The following is an 18,160-nucleotide window of genomic DNA, read 5'->3' on the forward strand; positions in this document are numbered from 1 at the left end:
GTAACAAACCGACCGGCAGGTATCCATCGGGACGTCCGTCACCGCCGCGTACGCCCGTCCCCGCGTCCGCCTTCCCTCCGCACGAACGCACGAATGCACCAACGCCCCCTCCGTCACCCGGCAGAATCGGATCGGCTCACTGCCATGCGGCTCTATCTGCTCGCCCTGAACCCCACCGCTTCGGTCACCGACGGCTTCCTGCCCGCTGCCCGACGGCTCGGCCTCCAGGTCACTCTGCTCACCGACCAGCCCGAAGCACACACGCGCTCCGGGACCGGCACCGGTGACGACGGGGTCGAGGTCCTGGAATGCGATGTCCGCGACTTCCACGCGCTCATCAGCCGTATCTCCGCCCACCACGTACCGGACGCGGTCTTCACCAACAGCGACCACCTCCAGGCCCAGGCCGCCCTCACCGCGGACTACTTCGGCCTGCCCGCCAAGGATTGGCGTGCCGCACTGCGCACCAAGGACAAGGCGCAGCTGCGCCGTCACCTCGCAGCCACCGGCACCGACACCGTCCGAGCGGTCGAACTCCCCGCCGGCCGGGACCCGGAAGAGCTCCGCGCGCTCCCCGTGCCGTACCCGTGCGTACTCAAGCCGCGGGAGGGCGTGGCCAGCGAGGACGTGGTACTGGCCGAGGGGCCGGACGAACTGGTGCGGTACGCACAGGACATCAGGGCCCGGCGCTCGGGTGTTCCGCTGGTGGTGGAGGAGTATCTGACCGGCGAGCTCCACACCCTGGAGACCCTGGGCGACGGCCGCGTCCGGCACCTGTTGGGCGGCTTCCACAGCGAACTGTCCCCGCCGCCCGTCTTCGTCGAGAAGGGGCACCGCTATGTCGCCGCCCACCCCGAGCACATCGCCTGGCAGGTTCTGGCGCAGCTCGACGCGCTCGGCGTCGGCTTCGGCGCCTGCCACACGGAGTTCGTCGTCTCCGACGGCCGGGCCCGCATCATCGAGGTCAACTACCGTGCCATCGGCGACCAGTGCGACCTGCTGCTGGCACAGCTGCTGGACATCCCCCTCTTCGAACACATCCTGCGCACCCACCTCGGCGAGCCGCTCCCCGCCGACCTGGCCGTCCGTACCGGAGCCCACGCCCGGGTCGTCTTCCCCCTGGCCGACCGCGGCGGAACGCTCACCTCCGCACCCGGTGCCTGTGATCGGGAGACGGGCGGGATACAGCTCGCCTACCGGCCCACGCGCGCCGTGGGCGAGCGGCACGAGCTGTACGGCACCAACCGCGACTTCCTCGGCGTCGTGCGTGCCTTCGGAGCGGACGGTACGGATCAACAGTCCGTCGACCGGGCCGTGGAGGACTTCCTCGCGGAGCAGCGCTGGGAGATCACCCCATGACCACGACGGACATCCCCGCGACCTGCACGGCACACTGCGAGGAGCAGTTGGCGCTGCGCGTCCTCGACGCCCTGCTGCGCGAGGACGTGGCGGGCCTGCGCACCCGTAGCCGCGCCGAGCAGCGCGAGGACGGCACATGGCTGCGTCTGGACGGTGGACGTCTGCACGGCGGACGCTTCGACGGCGCGGAAGTCGGCACGCTGTTCCTGCCCGTCACCGAGGACGGCTTCCAGTGCGTATGGCGGGCCCGGCTGCCGCTGCTGCTGCACCAGCCGTACGGCGGAACCGCCGCCCGCGAACTCACCGCACCCGACGAGATCGTCGGTGCCCTCCGCACGCGGGCCGACCCGCAGGACCGCGCCGGATTCGACGACTTCGCCGAGGAGTGCCGGCAGACCCTGTCCACCATGCGGCTGCACGCGGACACCCGTGCGGAGACGGCGGACCGCCTCGTCGCCCGCTACGGCGCCGACCCGGCCGGCTGGACCGGACTGGCCGGGGGCCTCGGGCACGACACCCTCGCCGCCCGCCACGACCATCCCGTCTACCCCACCGCACGCGGCCGCTCCGGTCTCGGTGAGGAGCAACTACGGGCCTACGCACCCGAGTTCCACCCCCGCTTCGCGCTGCGCTGGCTCGTCCTGCCCCGGGAGACCCTCACCCTGCCGGCAGGCGAGCAGGCGCTGCCCGAGTGCTGGCCGACCCCGGCGGCGCTGGGCCTGCCCGGTCCGGACGGCGACCACCTCGCGCTCCCCGTGCACCCGCTCAGCATCGGCACGCCGCTGCGTGCTGCGCTGCGTGCGGCGGGTCTGGAGGGCCGGGCACGCCTGGCCGAAGCCCGGCATCTGGAGGCCGTACCGACGCTGTCGATGCGTACGGTCGCCCTCGTCGACGAGCCCGCCCTGCACCTCAAACTGCCGCTCGCCACGGCCACCTTGGGCCTGCGCAACCGGCGCACCATCAAGCCCGGCACTCTCGCCGACGGCGCCGCAGGTCAACGCCTGCTGGAGAAGGTCATCGCCCGCGAGCCCCGCTTCCGGGACACGGTGCTGCTGGCCGACGAACGGACGTACGCGCACGCGGGGCACGAACTTCTCGCAGTGCTGTGCCGCCGCTACCCGTCCGGTCTGGAGGGCTCCGTCGTCGTGCCGATGGCCGCGCTGCTCGGCGAAGCGCCGGGGGGCGGGCTCGTCATCGACCGGCTCGCCGACCGCTTCCACGGCGGTGACCCGGCAGCCCTGCTCGATGCGGCGCTCCGCCTGCTCCTCGACTGGCAGACCACACTGTTCGGCTACGGCATCGCCCTGGAGTCCCACCAGCAGAACGTCTCCCTCGTCCTCGACCGGGACGGGGGCGGCGGCACCCGGCTGCGGCTGCTGCTGAAGGACAACGACGGTCCGCGCATCAACGCCGCCCGCATGCACGCCACCCTGGGCACCGACGCGCCCGGCACCGCCGGCTTCGAGGACCCGCGGATCTTCGCCGAGGACGACGGGCCGGTCACCGATCTGTTCACCACCATCACCCTCCATCTGTGCGTCGGCGCCTACGCCTTCGGCCTCGCCCGACAGGGCCGCGCCCCGCTGGAGCGGCTGCTGGGCCCGGTACGGGACCGGCTCGCCGAGTGCGTCGAAGCGCTCGGTACACGTCTGGGCGAAGCGGGTGCGGTGCTGCGGGAGCGCGTGCTGGAGGCGCCCAGGCTGCCGGTCAAGGCGATGATCACGGCGGGTACTCTCCTCACCAAGGAGCGCTCCGGTGCCGCAGACATCAACAAGCACTACACCTCGGGCCCCAACTACCTGCTCCGCGTGGCCTCGACGGAAGGCGCGCGATGAGCGCTCCCGCACCACCCCGCATCCGCCCGGCCCCGACCGGCACGCCACCCGTGCAACCTGCCGTCGGACGCCGCCAGGTGCAGGCCGTCGCCGACTGCTGCTTCGTGGCATTCTTCGCCGCCCTCGGTCTGCCGCCGTACCTCACCGAGATCTCTGCGCCCTCCCGGAGCCGCCGCGTCCGTACCGGAGTCCGGCCGCGTGCCCGTACCGGAGTCCGCGAGCGAGCCGGTACCGCACTCGCACTTGCCACCGCCTTCGCGGCAGTCGGCCCCTTCCCCCGTACCCGCACACTCCGCACCGGCAGGAGACCGTTGATGCAGCCGCCGACCACGTCACTCGGCACCGACAGCGACAGCGACAGCGACAGCGACACCGCGACAGATCTCGACCCCGAGTCCCGCCTCGATCCCGAGTCCGGCCTCGGCCCCGAGTCCGGCCTCGGCCCCGAGTCCCGCCTCGCCACCGGCCCAGGCACCCCCGCCCCGTCAGCCACCCCCACCCGGCTGCCCACGCCGGACGAGGCCGTCACCCACACGCTCCTCAACTGCCTGCTGCGCGAGGTCTCAGGGCCCGAGCATCAGACCGCGGTCGACGACGGACGGCTGCTGCTGAGGCTGCCCCGCCGTGGCGTGCTGCTCCGCGTCGCGCTGCGCCGCACCTCGCTGCTGGGTGCCCACCGCTTCACCGGGTCCGTCACCGAGCAGGCCGGCGACGGCAGCTGGACGGCGGTGGACTGGCGCCGCCTGGCCGAGTACGCGCACGACGAGCTGTTCCTCCGCACCGGCGTACGCAACGAGGAGTTCGCGGAGCAGATCACCTCCAGCCACGAGGGCGTCGCGGCGGCGCTCGCCGGTCGTAACCGAGGAGCCGCGGTACAGGCCGCCCCCGACGACGCACCGGCCCGCTATATCGCCTCCGAACAGTCCCTCCTCCTCGGACACCGCTTCCACCCCACGCCCAAGGCCCGCACCGGCGCCCCGGCGTCCTGGGCCTCCTATGCGCCGGAGGCGGGCGCCACCTTCCCGCTGCGCCACCTCGCCGTACGCGAGCACCTGCTGGCCGAGGAGACCGCCGGCCGCGGTGCGGCGGCGCCGCTGGACCGGACAGCCGCATCCGTACCCGACGGCTACAAGCTGCTGCCCGCACACCCCTGGCAGTACGAACTGCTGCGCGACCACCCCGGGCTGCGCACGGCCATGGAACGCGGCGACATCCTCGACCTGGGCGAGGGCGGGCGGCCGTTCGCCGCCACCGCCTCCGTGCGCACGCTGTACGACGGCGAGACGTTCCTGAAGTTCAGCCTGAACGTCCGCATCACCAACTGTCTGCGCAAGAACAGCCGTTACGAGCTGTCCGGCGCCGTCGCCCTCACCCGCCACCTGGAGCCCGTACTGCGCGAGCTGGCCGGCCGCTTCCCCGGCGCCGCCGTGCTGCGCGAGCCCGCCTACCGCAGTCTCGCTCTCCCCGGGCCCGACGGAACGCCCGACCGCGGTCTACTCGAAGGTTTCGGCGTGATCGTCCGCGAGGGCCTGGCCCAGCACCTGCTGCCGGGCACCACACCCCTGCTCGCCGCCGCGGTCGCCGACGAGTACCCGTCCGGCCCCGCCCATGTCTCACGGCTGCTGGACGGCGCGGGCCCGCAGGCCGTACGGGAGTGGTGGGCGGCCTACCTCCGGCTGCTCGTCCCGCCCGTGCTCGCCGCCTACTTCGACCACGGACTCGTCCTCGAACCCCACCTGCAGAACGTTCTGATCTGCGTCGACGCCGACGACATGCCGGCGCAGGTGTTCTTCCGCGACCTGGAGGGCACCAAGCTCCTCCCCGAGCACCACGCGCAGATACTGGCCGCGCTGCCCGCGGAGGTGGCCCGTCCGATGACGTACGAAGCGCAGCGTGGCTGGGACCGCATCGTCTACTGCCTGCTGGTCAACCACATCGCCGAACTGCTCGCCGCACTCGCCGACCTGCACCCCGAGCAGGAGGCGGCGCTGTGGGCGCAGGTCCGCGAGACGTTGCGCCACCACGCCGAGCAGCACGGCTGCCCCCCACGGCTCAACGCCCTCCTCGCGGGGGTGCCGCTGCCCGCCAAGGCCAATCTCCTCACCCGCTGGGAGCGAAAGGCCGACCGCGAGGCCGGCTACGTCCGCCTGCCCTCACCGCTCGCCGAGGACGTACTCGCCGACGCCGCCGACCGCACCACCCCCTGGAGCCCACGATGACTCCCCGAAGTTCCCAGCCCGCCGTCCCACCCCCCATACGCCGCCACATCACCGGCTTGACTGGTGACGAACTCCCCGCCTACCTCTACGACCTGGCAGCCCTGCGCCGGCACACCGCCGCCGTACGCGCCGCACTGCCCGAACGTGTCGAGCTGTACTACGCGGCCAAGGCCAACCCCGAGCCCGAGATCCTCGCCGCCCTCGCCCCCTTCGTGGACGGCTTCGAGGTCTCCTCGGGCCGCGAACTCACCCACGTCCACCAGGCGGTTCCCAACGCTCCGCTCGCTTTCGGCGGCCCCGGTAAGACCCCGGCCGAGCTGGAGACGGCGCTGGAGACCGCCCCGGTCGAGCGCATTCATGTGGAGAGCGAACACGAGCTGCACATGCTCGGGGAACTGGCAGCGCGTGCCGGTGCGGAGCGGGGACTGCCGGTGCTGCTGCGCGCCAACCTGCCGGTGTCCGGACGGGAGCTGGAGGGCAGCGCGCTGGCGATGGGCGGGCGGCCCACGCCGTTCGGACTCGACCCCGCCCAGTTGGAGCGCTGCCTTCGGCTGCTGGCCGAGTGCCGCTACCCGCGGCTGCGGCTGCGCGGCATCCACGCCCACCTCGCCAGCGGACTGGACGCCGCAGCGCAGGTGGCCGTCGCCGAGCAGATCGTCGACTTCACGGTCGAGCTGGCCCGCCGCCACCGCACCGTACTTCCCGAGGTGAACGTCGGCGGCGGCATGGCCGTCGACTACGCCGACCCTGCCGCCCGCTTCGACTGGGCGGCCTACGGTGCCGGGCTGGCCCGCATTCTCGACGCCCACCCTGGCCTGACGCTGCGTGTGGAGCCGGGCCGGGCCATGACCGCGTACAGCGGCTGGTACGTCACCGAGGTGCTGGACGTGAAACCCAGCCACGGCGAGCGGTTCGCGGTGGTGCGCGGCGGCACCCACCATCTGCGGACACCCGCGGCCAAGCAGCACGACCAGCCCCTGGCCGTACTGCCGGTCGAGGACTGGCCGCACCCCTGGCCACGCGCCGTGGCGGAGAGCGAGCCCGTCACCTTCGCCGGGCAGCTGTGCACGCCCAAGGACGTCCTCGCCCGGCAGGTGCCGGTGGACCGGCTGCGGCCCGGTGACCGGGTGGCGTTCGCGCTGGCCGGCGCGTACGCCTGGAACATCTCGCACCACGATTTCCTGATGCACCCCCGGCCCGCCTTCCACTTCCTCGACAGCACCGGTGGCGAGGCCGAGGTGAAGCCTGTTCCCCCGGTTATGGGGTCCGGCCGGTGAGAGCGAGTGCCCGCACGTGCTCGACGACCGGATCCCGCCAGGCGCCGCCGGGGCACGTAAGGAAGGAACTGCCCGAGGTACGACCACCGCCGCGGCCCGAACTCATCGCCATGGCACCGAGCTTCGGCTGACCGGACCTCGGCACCCGGCTCACGGCGTCGGGATGCCGGCCGGCCGGGACGGGCGGCCGAAGCGCACCGGCACGCCCGGCGAGTACAGCACGCTGACCGGCTGCCCGACCGGCGCGGTCACCCCGGCCGCCGCGAGCAGATCCTCCTCGCAGGTGATCAACTCCGCGCGGTGCAGCCGCCAGCGAGGGTGGACGTTGGGCAGATACGCCGCCGTCCCGAAGAAGGTGTGGTGCAGCCCCCACCGAGCGGTCAGAAAATGCTCCAGTTCGGTGGGCTCCTCGATCCGGTCGCCCGGGCGTACGGTGATCCGGCTGTGCGCGCCCCGCGGTCCCGGCCAGCGCCGCGTACTGGTGTAGGTGATCGTGTCGCCCTCGGCGCGGACAGCCATACGGGACCAGACGTAGGGCAGCCCGAAACCGGCCCTCCCCATCAGCACCGGCACCAGCCGGGCGGCGTCCAGCGAGCGGAAGACCACGCCGCGTCGCCCCTGCGTATCCACCGAGTACAGGCGCACGTTCGTCTCGGGGAACGTGCCCAGATAGGGAACGCCCGGCAGACGGAGCCAGCCGACGCGGTGCATCCGGAAGGCGACCAGACCCACGTACGTGGTCCCGTCAAGCGTGTCGGGCACGGTCCCGGCAGGCAGCAACTCCGCCACAGCGGCCGGGTCCACGGCCCAGTGGACGAAAGCGAGGTCGAGCCACCGCTGGGTGAGCAGCGGCCGCGGTATCGCCTCGGGAGCGTCCGGCGTGACGGGCTCCGGCGTCGACGGCATGAACGGCATGACGCCAGAATGGCAGAGGCCCCGTGGCGCCGGGTTGCATGTCCGGTGGGCAGTTGACTGGGGAGGGGTAAGTTTGAAGCACTGAATACTCGTACGGGTGAATACGGGAGGCTGGGCCTGATCCGTGGCCTACGCTCTTGCTTGCGTATCTCACTTCCCCCGGAGAGGAAACGAATCACAATGCCCGTACTCCCTGCCTTCATGGCGGGTATTCTTGTATCCGCGCTCGCGAAGAAGGTGGCCAAGCCCGCTGTTCGTGGCTTGGTGAAAACGTCGCTGAAGCTGGCAGCGGATACCAGGCGGGCCGCTCACGAACTCAACGACGAACTGCGTGATATCGCCGCCGAGGCGGGTTCCGAGGTTTTCCTGGAGGACATTGCCGAGCCCGAGCGGAAGACGGTGCCGAAGAGCCGCTCGGCCACTTCCAAGGCACGCTGATCCGTCAGGCGCCGATCGCCCGGTCCAGTCGGCGGTGCGCCCGCCGGCCGACAGGAGGGAAGGCGCTTCTGCCGGCCTCGACCATGAGTGAGCGCATGACAGGCGCCGCTGCCGGACCGCCCGGCAGCGGCGCCTTGGCGGCTGTCGGCGACTCGGCGCCCGGTCACCAACCGCCGGGCCCGGTCACCCACTTCAGGTGTCCCCAACTGCCGGTCGCATGCGGACGGTCGTTCATTTGAGCTTGCTCTTGAGCATGTCGAGGTAGAAGGGGAGCCGGTCCACCGCCTTCTTCGCCACCGGAAACACTTGAACGGTGTCGCGCACGGCATCGGTCACTGTCAGGGTGTACCGGCCGCCCTCGCATCGCACCTGGGCGGCGTAGAGCACGTCGTCCGTCTCGGTCTCTGTCTTCTCGTGCTTCTGGTTCGCAGGCCCGTTCATGTCGGGGTCCTTCCATATCGGAATCTTCGCAGCGCGCGTTCCTTAGAAAATAACAGCCTCAATTGCCTCAGCGGTCTCGTCTTTCACTCTGGAACGGAAAAGCTCGATTTCGAATGCTGAATACTCGAATGAGTGAATGACGTGGACCGGCCTGGCTGGAGGCTCGTTGCGACCCCTACCCTCAACAAGGTAGAGGGCCCGCACAAACGCTCTGAGAGGAACGCGTCGTCATGCCTCCCGTATTTCCTGTCTTCTTGGTCGGAGTGATCTCTGCTCCGATCGTCAAAAAGGTACTCAAGCCGGTCGTCCGAGGTGCGGTAAAGACCTCGGTAAAACTGGCAGCCGACGCCCGGCGCGCAGCTCACGAGGTGAACGAGGAGCTGTACGACATCGCTGCCGAGGCGAGTGCGGAAGTTCTCGGCCCGAAAGAACCGCAGGCGCCGAAGGAAGAGCCTGCCGGGGGGCAGGCCCAGCTGAGCAACAAGAAGCCCCGCCCAGGCGCTGCGAAGGCGAAGACGAACGCCTGAGAGACAAACAACCTCTGATCGACACTCTACGGCCGCGCCCCTGGGCCCCAGCGGTGAGTTCGGCCAACAGCGTGCCGCTCCCACGGGCCCTCAACCGTCGTACGTGAGCGGTCCTTTGACGTGAAGCGCTCCCTGCCCGGAGCGGATGCGCGGCGGCGCGCCCGACGAGTGCGCCAGCGCCGCCCCGGAGCGCCGACGTGGCGCCACATCCGGGAAGTGTCCGCCGCGGTGCGGCCGTCGCCGGACCGGCGCGGGCCGCTGCCGAGACAAGAGGCGGCCGCCCGGACGGGCGGCCGCCTGCTGCACGCGAGGACGAGGCGTCGGTGGGACGCCTGCCGTCAGAGGTCCTTGGCCTTCTCGAAGAACTCCTCGAAGGACAGGACGCCGTCGCCGTTCCCGTCCCTCGTGTTCACGATGGCCTCCGCGAGGCCCACGGTGTAGTGCCGGTCGCCCAGCTCCACCATGGCCTGCTGGAACTCGGCCGGGGTGACGTAGCCGTCGCCGTTCCGGTCGAATTTGTCAAAGGTCTTGCGTGCGTCCTCTATACCGGCCACGAGAGCCTCTACCTCCGGGTGAATGTACCGATCACGTGCCCACCGGCACGTTCCCCGTCACGCTATCCCCGCCCCCTGCACGCGCCTCAGCCGCCCCTGGTCCACCCTCGCGTACGTGTACGCCCCCGCCGCCCGTGGTAAGCCGAGAAGGCCACGGCCGAGATCCGGAAGACCTGAGACGATCCGAGGAAGGGACGTACGCAGCATGCCGATCGAGGGTGAGTACGAGCCGAGCCCCGAGCAGTGGGTGCGGGACCAGGTGGAGCTGTACGAGCGCTCCGGTGGCACCGAAGGCACGACGATGCGGGGCATGCCCGTCGTCATCCTCACCACCAGGGGTGCCAGGACCGGCAAGGTCCGCAAGACGCCGCTGATGCGGGTGGAGCACAGCGGGACGTATGCGGTGGTGGCGTCACTGGGCGGGGCGCCCTCCCACCCGGTCTGGTACCACAACGTCGTCGCCGACCCCCGCGTCGAGCTCCAGGACGGGCCGGTGCGGCAGGACATGACGGCCCGCGAGGTCACCGGCGAGGAGAAGGCCACCTGGTGGAAGCGCGCGGTGGAGGCGTATTCGGACTACGCCGACTACCAGCGCAAGACCGACCGGGAAATCCCGGTCTTCGTCCTGGAGCCCACCCCGGGCGGACACTGATGAGGGAACAGCACGGCCCGGCAGGCGTGAGTGTGCCGGACTCCCGGCTGGCCGCGGAGGCCACCGAACTGGTGCGCGACACCACCAGTGACCTGATCTACGACCATTCGCGCCGGGTGTTCTGCTTCGGCAGCCTGCTTGGGGCGCGCCCGCCGGACCGGCTTCGACCCCGAACTGCTCTACGTCGCGGCCCTCTTCCACGACGTGGGCCTGGGGGAGCGCTTCCATGACAGCGGGCGACGCTTCGAGGTGGACAGCGCGGAGGAGGCCCGCCGCTTCCTGAAGGACCGCGAGGTCCCCGAGGACAGCGTCCGGCGGGTATGGACGGCGATCGCCTTGCACAGCACCCCGGGTATCCCGGAGTTCATGGGCCCGAGGTGGCGCTGGTGGCGGCCGGGGTGGAGTACGACGTGCTCGGTTTCGCGTACGAGGAGATCGACGCCGCGGACCGGGACGCCGTCGTCGCCGCGTATCCGCGTCCCGCGTTCAAGCAGCGCATCCTGCGGGCGTTCGCGGACGGTGTGGAGTCGAAGCCGGAGACCACGTTCGGCAATGTGAAGGCCGACGTTCTCGCCCACTACGACCCGCACTTCCGGCGCGGCGACTTCGTCCGCACCGTCCTGGAGTCGCCCTGGCCGGAGTGAAACCCCGGTGGGTCAGGCTGCCACGGTGCCGTCCCAGGCAGCGCCCGCCGCATCGAGGGCCTGGTTCCCGGCGCCGTGTGCGCCGGCCACGCCCAGCGTTTCCAGGCCGGTGGCCAGCGCCCGCAGCGAGTCCAGCACCACAGCCCGGTCGGCCGCCTGCCCGTAGTGGTTGACGCGCAGCATCTCCGCGGCGAGCGGGCCCGCCGCGGCCTGCAGCGGCACCCGGGCCTCGGCCTTGAGCGCGGCGGCCACCACCTCGCGCGCGTCCACACCCTCCGCCGGTACGCGCAGCGTCGTCGCCGCCGGGGCCGCGTCCTGGTCCCGCACCACGTACGGGGCGAGTCCCGGCAGCTCCCGGGCGCCCGCCCGCAGCGCGGCCGAAGCTGCCCGGTGCCGGGCGATCGACGCTTCCAGACCCTCGGCCATGACCCGGTCGATCGCCTGTTCCAGCGCCAGCATCTCCAACTGGGCCGGGGCGTGCGGCAGTGCGGTCCGGCCGCCGTCCAGCCACCGCTCCTTCCAGTCGAGCAACGACAGATACGAGCGGCGCGGCGCCTGCTCGTTCGCGGCGATCCGCTCCCAGGCCCGTTCACTGACCGAAACGGCCGACACCCCGGCGGGGCCGGCGAGCGCCTTCTGGCCGCCGATGATGCACAGGTCCACGCCCCAGGCGTCGGTCAGCAGCGGCTCGGCTCCCACCGACGCGACCGCGTCCAGCATCAGCAGCGCCCCGTGCTCCCGCACCACCGCGCCGATCTCGGCGACCGGGTTGGTGTTGCCGGTCGCCGCCTCGGCATGGACGAGGCTCACCAGGCCGATCTCCGGGTGCTCCCGCAGCGCCCGGGCCACCTCTTCGACGCCGACCGCGCCGGTGAACGGAGCCGTCACGGTGACGACCTCGGCGCCGCAGTCGCGCAGCCAGCCGCCGAACGTCTCCCCGTAGGGCCCGGTGACGACGTTCAGTGCCGTGCTGCCGCGCGGTGCCGCCGAACGAATGCACGCCTCCAGCGGCAGCAGCGCCTCGCCCTGCATCGCCACGACATCGCAGCGCGTCCGCAACAACGAGGCGATCTTGTCCTCGACGGTGGCGAAGTGCTCCGCACTCAGCGGCGGCAGATCCAGCAGGGACGGGTGCTCGGTGTTCGCAGTCACGGTCGCCTTCCAGCCACGGCGGGCCGCATCCTGCCACGGCCCCGTTACCGCCCGACCTTACGTCCGGGTTCCGTCGGCGCTGCTTTCGCCCCCGGTGTGGCCCGCGCCCGGCCCCCGGTCACTCGGTGGGGCTCACGAGCAGCAGCGCCACGTCGTCGTGGTTCTCGGGGCTGCGCAGCGCACCGAGGAGACGGTCGCAGGTCTCCTCCAGGGAATCGGCGGAGCCGGCGACGGGGCGGAGCAGGTCCAGCAGCACACCCAGCCGGTCCTCGATGTCGTCGCGCCGGGTCTCGACCAGCCCGTCGGTGTACAGCACGAGCAGATCGCCCGGGTTCAGGTCGACGGGGACGGTGCCGTGCACGCCGCTGCCGAGGCCCAGCGGCGTGCCGGTGGGCACCTCGATCAGTCGGGGCTCCCCCCGCGCGGGGACGAGGACAGGCGGCAGATGCCCGGCGGACGCGATCCGGCACTGGTTGCGGCGCGGGTCGTAGACGGCGTACAGACAGGTGGCGAAGAACGGGTCGAGACCGGTGGTGATCTGGTCGAGGTGGCGGAGCACGTCGGTGGGCGGCAGCGCCAGCCGGGCGAGGGTCTGGGTCGCGGTGCGCAACCGTCCCATGGTGGCGGCCGCGTTGACGCCGCTGCCCATCACATCGCCGACGACCAGCGCGGTGCGGTCCTCCTCCAATTCGAGTACGTCGAACCAGTCGCCGCCGATCTCGCTGTGCGCTCCGGCCGGCTGATAGCGGGAGGCGATACGCAGCCGCGCCGAGGTGGTGGCAGGCGTCGGCAGCATGCTGCGTTGCAGGGTGAGCGCGATGTTGTGCTGCTGCCGGTAGAGCCGGGCGTTGTCGATGCAGACGGCGGCGCGGCCGGCGAGTTCGCAGGCGAGGATGGTGTCGTCGTGATCGAAGGGCTTGGGGTTGCGGGTGCGCTTGAGATCCAGCGCGCCCAGCACCTCGCCGCGGGCGATCAGGGGGACGGCCAGGTAGGAGTGGACGCCCGCGCGGGCGAGCAGGGTGGCGGCCTGCTCGTCGCGGCCGATCCTGCGCAGATCCTCCTCCTGGACGGCGGGCACGGTGACCGGCTGTCCGGTGGCGACACAGCGGGTGACGAGGCGCTCGGCATCGTAGCGGGCCACCTGTCCCGGGGGATCGGCCGCTTCGGCGGCGACGCTGGGATAGGCGGAGACCAGCGCCAGGGCGCGGAAGGAGGCCGTCTCCTCCTCGGGGATGCGGACGGGCTGGTCCCGTACGGCGGCATCCAGCACATCGACAGCGGCGATGTCGGCCAGCTCCGGCACGGCGATCTCGGCGAGCTCGCGGGCCGTCTGCTCCAGATCGAGCGTGGTACCGATGCGTACGGACGCCTCGGCCAGATGCGAGAGGCGCTGCCGGGCCTGCTCGGCGTGGATGGCGGCCTGGTGGCGTTCGGTGACGTCGGTGACGGCGACGGACAGCCCCAGCGGCCGTCCGCCCGAGTCGTCGAGCCGGTAGGTGGAAACGGACCAGGCGTGGCACTTGCCTCCTGGCCGCTCACCGCCCAGCACCTCGTGGTCGATGACCGCCTCGCCCGTCTCGAGCACTCGTTGCAGTACCCTCTCGGCCTCGGCGACATGGCCCGGGGGCAGGATGTCACGCACGGTTCTGCCCAGGTGCTCCTCTTCGCCCACCCCGTCGAGCCGGCCGAGGGCCGGGTTGACGGAGACGTAGCGCAGGTCGGTGTCCATGACCGCGATGCCCATGGGGGACTGCTGGATCAGCAGCGTCGAGAAGGCCAGGTCGCGCTCGATCTCGCGGAGCGCGGCCCGGTCCGTGATCAGGCCCAGCGCGTACATGGCGTTCTGGTCGTCGTGGAGCCGCATGTTGCGGAACTCGAAGGACCGGACCTGGCCGTCCTTGCACTTGACCGGGAACACCCCTGCCCAGCTCTTCCCCTCCCGCATCACCTGGTCGAACAGGCGGAGCACCAGCTCGATGTGTGCGTCCGGCACCAGCAGCGGGGCCGCGTACCGGCCGAGCGCCTCCGCCGCCGAGTAGCCGAACAGCCGCTCGGCCTGGGGACTCCACAGGACGATCCTGCCGCGCTCGTCCAGCACCACGGCAGCGACAGCCAGCACATCCAGGAGCCCGCCGGGCGGAGAGAGAGATACGTCCGGCACCCCGTCGGCGTCACCCTCAGGGGGCTCCTCGCGGTTCCTCACGGACGGCTACCTTCCTGACCGGGGCCGTACCCCTCCATCCTCCCTCCTGGTCAGCCGGAGTGCCCCTCGACCGTGCGCCGAGAAGCCCGCAGCCCCCGTCCGGCGGACCCCGCCGGGTGCCGGACCTCGAAATAGTGACGCGCCCGCTCGTGTGCCGCCACCGGGGTGCCGAGCGCGTCGAGCCCCAGCAGCGCTGCGCCCAGCACCGGGCGGGCGCGTACGACGCGCGGGACGGCATGCGGGGCGCGCTGTTCGAGGAGCCTGGTGATGCGGTCGTCGAGGAGGGAGTGCCCCGCGGCGAGGATGCCGCCGCCCAGCAGCACCGGAACCTCCTCCTCCAGCAGCTCCAGCCTGCGCAGCGCCACCACCGCCATGGTGACGACCTCCTCGGCCATCCGGGCCGCCAGGGCATCCGCGACGGCATCGCCCCGGGCGGCCACGGCGAACAGCACCGGGGCCAGCTCAAGGCGCCGCGCGTACGGGATGCGGCCCAGGTGCATGGCCTCGATCAGCGCGTACATCGAGTCCAGCCCGAAGTGTGCGGGCAGCGCCGTACGCAGCAGAGTGGGCTCTCCGCGGCCGTCCTCGGCGCGGGCCGCGTGCCACAGCGCCTCCTCACCCAGCCCCCCGCCGCCGCCCCAGTCACCGGAGAGCCGACCGATGGCGGGGAAGCGCGCGGTGCGCCCGTCGGGCCGGATGCCGACGCAGTTGATCCCGGCCCCGCACACGACGGCGACCCCGCGCGGCGCGGCGTCGCCGTCGTGCGCGGTGAGCCCGGCGCGCAGTACGGCGAAGGTGTCGTTGTGCACGGTGACCCGCTCGCCCCAGCCGCGCTCGGTGAGTGCCGCGGCCAGCTGCTCCTCCTCCACGGGCAGGTCGGCGTTGGCGAGGCAGGCCATCACCTGGCGTACGGGGGCCGGGGTGCGCGGGGCTGAGCCGTCACCGTCCGGCGTGGTTGCCGCAGCCGCGTGGGCCCGGCCGACGGTCTCGGCCAGGGCATCCACGGCAGCGCGGACCCCCACCACGGGCGGGCGGAAGCCGCCGCCCCGCGCGGTGCCCAGCACGCTGCCGTCCGCACCGAGCAGCGCCACATCCGTTTTGCTGTTGCCCGCGTCGATGGCGAGGACGGCAGGGGCGGGGCCGGCCGGGCCGTTCCGGTCGGCCGGAGGTGTGTCCGTACGGGCGGCGGGGGCTGTGCGGGCAGGGGGTCGGCTCAGGCCCACGCGAGGTGCTCCTTGTTGTGCGCGAGGAGCTGGTCGGTCAGCTGTTCGGCGTGGTCGAGCTGGCCGACGAGTGGGTGGGCGAGCAGCGCCTTGAAGACACGGTCGCGGCCGCCGTGCAGCGCGGCGCGCAGGGCCAGCTCCTCGTACGCGGTCACATGGGCGATCAGCCCGGTGAACTGCGGGTCGAGCGCGGGCACCGGCAGCGGGTGGGCTCCGTCCCGGTCGATCCGGGCCTGGGTCTCGATCACCGCATCGTCGGGCAGGAAGGGCAGCGTTCCCCGGTTGAGGGTGTTGACCGCCTGGTGGGTGCTGCCGCCCTCGCGCAGCAGTGAGGCGGCCAGGTCGACGGCGGCCTCCGAGTAGTAGGCGCCGCCACGCCGGGCCAGCAGCTCGGGCTTCGTATCGAGGGCCGGGTCGGCGTACATGTCCAGCAACTGCCGCTCCAGCGCGGCCACTTCCGCGGCCCGGGTGGGCTTGCCGCGCTGGGCGCGGACCACTTCGTCGTGGGCGTAGTAGTAGCGCAGGTAGTAGGACGGAACGACGCCGAGGCGGTCGACCAGTGTGCGGGGCAGATGCAGGTCGTCGGCGACGGCCTCGCCGTGTTCGGCCAGCAGCTTCGGCAGTACGTCGGTGCCCTCGGGGCCGCCGAGGCGGACGCCCAGCTCCCAGGTGAGGTGGTTGAGCCCGACGTGGTCCAGGTGCAACTCGCCGGGCGCGACGTCCAGCAGCCTCGCGAATTTCCGCTGGAAGCCGATTGCCACATTGCACAGACCGACAGCCTTGTGCCCGGCGGACAGCAGCGCGCGGGTGACGATGCCGACGGGGTTGGTGAAGTCGATGATCCAGGCGTCCGGGTTGCCGCGCCGGACCCGCTCGGCGATGTCCAGCACGACCGGTACGGTGCGCAGCGCCTTGGCCAGCCCACCGGCGCCGGTGGTCTCCTGGCCGACGCAGCCGCACTCCAGCGGCCAGGTCTCGTCCCGCTCGCGGGCCGCCTGTCCGCCCACGCGCAGCTGGAGGAGGACGGCGTCCGCGCCGTCGACGCCCGCATCCAGGTCGGAGGTGCTGGTGACGGTGCCGGGGTGGCCCTGCTTGGCGAAGATGCGCCGGGCCAGGCCGCCGACGAGCTCCAGCCGCTCGGCTGCCGGGTCGATCAGCGCCAGCTCGTCGATCGGCAGCACCTCGCGCAGCCGCGCGAAGCCGTCGATGAGTTCGGGGGTGTAGGTCGAGCCTCCGCCGACCACTGCGAGCTTCATGGGATTCAGCCCTTTACTCCGGTGAGGGTGACGCCTTCGACGAAGGCTTTCTGCAGACCGGTGCCGAGCAGCCCCGCCGACCGTGAGGGCGGCGGACAGCCGCTGCTCAGGCGGTGTCGAACACCTCGTCGCGCGCCTGCGCCAGCGCGGACAGCAGGGCACCGCTCAGGATCGGGTCGTCCTGCAGCTCGCTCAGCCGCAGCAGCGGCCGGGTCAGCGCGAGCCCGGTCAACTCCCGCTCCACCAGCGCGCGCAGCTCCTCGCCGCCGGTCCGCGGCACGGCACCGGACAGCACGACGAGCTGCGGGTCGACGACCGCGACCACAGCGGCGATCCCGTTCGCCAGCCGGCGCGCGGTCTCCTCGCGTACGACCGGGTCGGCCAGCGCGTCGGGCAGTGGCCTGCCGTTCGCGAGACGGCGTACGGCCGGCACCGAGACCAGGCTCTGGAAGCCGCCGCCGGCGTGCGGAGCGGCGTACTCGCCGGGCCCGCCGCGGGCGAGCGGCGCGCCGGGCAGCGGCATGTAGCCGATCTCCCCGGCCCCGCCGGTGGCCCCGCGCAGCAGGGTGCCGCCCACGACGACGGCGGCGCCCGTGCCGTTGTCCACCCAGACGAGGGCGAAGTCGTCGTGGTCCTGGGCCGCGCCGGCGTGCTGCTCCGCCATGGCCGCGAGGTTCACATCGTTCTCGATCGTCACGGGGGTGCCCAGCACCTCGGCCAGCTCGGCGCGCAGCGTACGGGAGTGCCAGCCGGGCAGGTGCGGGGCGTAGCGCAGCTCGCCCGAGTGCGGATCGAGCGCGCCGGGCGTACCGATGACCGTGGTGTGCGGTTCCGTCGGCACCGGCCCGGCCTCCCGCAGGGCCCCGTCGACGGCCTCCTTGACCAACTGCGCGGTGCGATGCTGTACGTCCTCGGCCACGGAGTCCGCCTCCACCCGGGCGCGGCCGACGACGGTGCCGGTGATGTCGGCGACCACCGCCGAGATGCCGTGCGGATCGGCCGACAGCGCGGCCACATTGGCGGCCGTCGGCTCGATCTCGTACAGCAGCGCGTTGGGGCCGGGCCTGCCGCGCTCCTTGCTGCGGGTACGCACGAGGCCCATCTCCGCGAGCCTGCCCAGGAGTTGGGAGGCGGTGGGCTTGGACAGGCCGGTCAGCTCGCTGATCCGGGTGCGGGTGAGCGGGCCGTGGGCGACGAGCAGATCGAGCGCGGCGCGGTCGTTCATCGCGCGCAGCACGCGAGGGGTGCCCGGGGTCCCTGCTGTGCCGCTCGGGCCGGAGTGTGTGGCCATGGTGGTGCCCTCTGTCCGGGATTGTCCGGGCCGTCCGGGCGTCGGGTGCGCGGGCCGGCAATCGTTAGGAAAGTTTCCAGTTGATGGCGGGAACCTAGAACTCCCCCTGTAGATCCGTCAATGGTCCGGGCAAGGACAGCCGTCCGGCGAGGTCAGCCGACCGTCGGCGGAGTG

Annotated in this window: 15 protein-coding genes and 1 pseudogene; 8 read left to right on the forward strand and 8 right to left on the reverse strand. The window is 72.1% G+C overall.

Annotated features, from left to right (window positions below):
* Positions 1-144: 144 nt before the first annotated feature.
* The 4 genes from ACTWP9_RS16445 (at position 145) to ACTWP9_RS16460 (ending at position 6,690) form a co-directional block, all read left to right on the forward strand.
* Positions 145-1,359, forward strand: a complete 1,215-nt coding sequence (locus ACTWP9_RS16445; protein ID WP_443246901.1) for an ATP-grasp domain-containing protein — start codon at positions 145-147, stop codon at positions 1,357-1,359.
* Positions 1,356-3,194, forward strand: coding sequence for an IucA/IucC family protein (locus ACTWP9_RS16450; protein WP_443246902.1), 1,839 nt, complete (start codon positions 1,356-1,358; stop codon positions 3,192-3,194). Before ACTWP9_RS16445 ends, ACTWP9_RS16450 begins: the two co-directional genes overlap by 4 nt.
* Before the next feature lie 503 nt (positions 3,195-3,697).
* Entirely contained in the window at positions 3,698-5,413 is a 1,716-nt protein-coding gene (locus tag ACTWP9_RS16455; RefSeq protein ID WP_443247013.1) for an IucA/IucC family protein, read from the forward strand.
* Positions 5,410-6,690 carry a type III PLP-dependent enzyme gene (locus ACTWP9_RS16460; protein ID WP_443246903.1) on the forward strand — a complete coding sequence of 427 codons (1,281 nt, stop codon included), beginning with the start codon at positions 5,410-5,412 and terminating at the stop codon, positions 6,688-6,690. Before ACTWP9_RS16455 ends, ACTWP9_RS16460 begins: the two co-directional genes overlap by 4 nt.
* A gap of 150 nt (positions 6,691-6,840) precedes the next feature.
* Here the strand turns inward: ACTWP9_RS16460 and ACTWP9_RS16465 are convergent, their stop codons facing one another.
* Positions 6,841-7,596, reverse strand: a complete 756-nt coding sequence (locus tag ACTWP9_RS16465) for a YqjF family protein (protein WP_443247014.1) — start codon at positions 7,594-7,596, stop codon at positions 6,841-6,843.
* A gap of 210 nt (positions 7,597-7,806) precedes the next feature.
* Here ACTWP9_RS16465 and ACTWP9_RS16470 point away from each other — a divergent pair, with 210 nt between their 5' ends.
* Entirely contained in the window at positions 7,807-8,043 is a 237-nt protein-coding gene (locus tag ACTWP9_RS16470) for a DUF5132 domain-containing protein (RefSeq protein ID WP_443246904.1), read from the forward strand.
* 231 nt (positions 8,044-8,274) lie between these two features.
* Here ACTWP9_RS16470 and ACTWP9_RS16475 read toward each other — a convergent pair whose 3' ends face one another.
* Positions 8,275-8,484: a hypothetical protein gene (locus ACTWP9_RS16475; RefSeq protein ID WP_443246905.1), complete on the reverse strand. Its 210-nt coding sequence runs from the start codon at positions 8,482-8,484 to the stop codon at positions 8,275-8,277.
* Between the two features lie 263 nt (positions 8,485-8,747).
* Here ACTWP9_RS16475 and ACTWP9_RS16480 point away from each other — a divergent pair, with 263 nt between their 5' ends.
* A complete protein-coding gene (locus ACTWP9_RS16480) occupies positions 8,748-9,011 on the forward strand; it encodes a DUF5132 domain-containing protein (protein WP_443247015.1) in 264 nt (87 codons plus the stop codon).
* 338 nt (positions 9,012-9,349) lie between these two features.
* On the opposite strand, the gene ACTWP9_RS16485 is transcribed toward ACTWP9_RS16480, so the two are convergent.
* On the reverse strand, positions 9,350-9,565 hold the full coding sequence (locus ACTWP9_RS16485; protein WP_443246906.1) for an EF-hand domain-containing protein: 216 nt from the start codon (positions 9,563-9,565) through the stop codon (positions 9,350-9,352).
* A 205-nt stretch (positions 9,566-9,770) separates the two neighbouring features.
* On the opposite strand from ACTWP9_RS16485, the gene ACTWP9_RS16490 reads away from it, so the two are divergent.
* Both ACTWP9_RS16490 and ACTWP9_RS16495 read left to right on the forward strand, forming a co-directional pair.
* The gene (locus tag ACTWP9_RS16490) at positions 9,771-10,217 is read left to right on the forward strand and encodes a nitroreductase family deazaflavin-dependent oxidoreductase (protein ID WP_443246907.1); all 447 of its coding nucleotides are present in this window, start codon (positions 9,771-9,773) and stop codon (positions 10,215-10,217) included.
* Positions 10,217-10,861 (forward strand): annotated as a pseudogene (locus ACTWP9_RS16495) (HD domain-containing protein). The gene ACTWP9_RS16490 and the pseudogene ACTWP9_RS16495 overlap by 1 nt, the downstream one beginning before the upstream one ends.
* A 12-nt stretch (positions 10,862-10,873) precedes the next feature.
* Here ACTWP9_RS16495 and ACTWP9_RS16500 read toward each other — a convergent pair.
* The 5 genes from ACTWP9_RS16500 to ACTWP9_RS16520 all read right to left on the reverse strand — a co-directional run bounded on the left by ACTWP9_RS16500 (position 10,874) and on the right by ACTWP9_RS16520 (position 17,986).
* Positions 10,874-12,013 carry a pyridoxal-phosphate-dependent aminotransferase family protein gene (locus tag ACTWP9_RS16500; protein WP_443246908.1) on the reverse strand — a complete coding sequence of 380 codons (1,140 nt, stop codon included), beginning with the start codon at positions 12,011-12,013 and terminating at the stop codon, positions 10,874-10,876.
* Between the two features lie 118 nt (positions 12,014-12,131).
* Positions 12,132-14,216 (reverse strand): SpoIIE family protein phosphatase, encoded by a 2,085-nt coding sequence (locus tag ACTWP9_RS16505; protein WP_443246909.1) that lies wholly within the window; start codon positions 14,214-14,216, stop codon positions 12,132-12,134.
* Positions 14,217-14,266: 50 nt separating this feature from the next.
* Positions 14,267-15,334, reverse strand: coding sequence for an N-acetylglucosamine kinase (locus ACTWP9_RS16510; protein WP_443247016.1), 1,068 nt, complete (start codon positions 15,332-15,334; stop codon positions 14,267-14,269).
* 95 nt (positions 15,335-15,429) lie between these two features.
* Positions 15,430-16,695, reverse strand: a complete 1,266-nt coding sequence (locus ACTWP9_RS16515; protein ID WP_443246910.1) for a 6-phospho-beta-glucosidase — start codon at positions 16,693-16,695, stop codon at positions 15,430-15,432.
* 106 nt (positions 16,696-16,801) lie between these two features.
* Positions 16,802-17,986 (reverse strand): ROK family transcriptional regulator, encoded by a 1,185-nt coding sequence (locus ACTWP9_RS16520; RefSeq protein ID WP_443246911.1) that lies wholly within the window; start codon positions 17,984-17,986, stop codon positions 16,802-16,804.
* Between the last annotated feature and the right edge of the window lie 174 nt (positions 17,987-18,160).

This window comes from Streptomyces sp. 3N207 (assembly GCF_052246355.1).
In the GTDB taxonomy this organism is placed as follows: Bacteria; Actinomycetota; Actinomycetes; order Streptomycetales; family Streptomycetaceae; genus Streptomyces.

Coding starts and splice junctions, on each gene's coding strand:
- ACTWP9_RS16445 (WP_443246901.1), top strand. CDS start 145: ATGCGGCTCTATCTGCTCGCCCTGAACCCCACCGCTTCGGTCACCGAC.
- ACTWP9_RS16450 (WP_443246902.1), top strand. CDS start 1,356: ATGACCACGACGGACATCCCCGCGACCTGCACGGCACACTGCGAGGAG.
- ACTWP9_RS16460 (WP_443246903.1), top strand. CDS start 5,410: ATGACTCCCCGAAGTTCCCAGCCCGCCGTCCCACCCCCCATACGCCGC.
- ACTWP9_RS16465 (WP_443247014.1), bottom strand. CDS start 7,596: ATGCCGTCGACGCCGGAGCCCGTCACGCCGGACGCTCCCGAGGCGATA.
- ACTWP9_RS16470 (WP_443246904.1), top strand. CDS start 7,807: ATGGCGGGTATTCTTGTATCCGCGCTCGCGAAGAAGGTGGCCAAGCCC.
- ACTWP9_RS16475 (WP_443246905.1), bottom strand. CDS start 8,484: ATGAACGGGCCTGCGAACCAGAAGCACGAGAAGACAGAGACCGAGACG.
- ACTWP9_RS16490 (WP_443246907.1), top strand. CDS start 9,771: ATGCCGATCGAGGGTGAGTACGAGCCGAGCCCCGAGCAGTGGGTGCGG.
- ACTWP9_RS16515 (WP_443246910.1), bottom strand. CDS start 16,695: ATGAAGCTCGCAGTGGTCGGCGGAGGCTCGACCTACACCCCCGAACTC.
- ACTWP9_RS16520 (WP_443246911.1), bottom strand. CDS start 17,986: ATGGCCACACACTCCGGCCCGAGCGGCACAGCAGGGACCCCGGGCACC.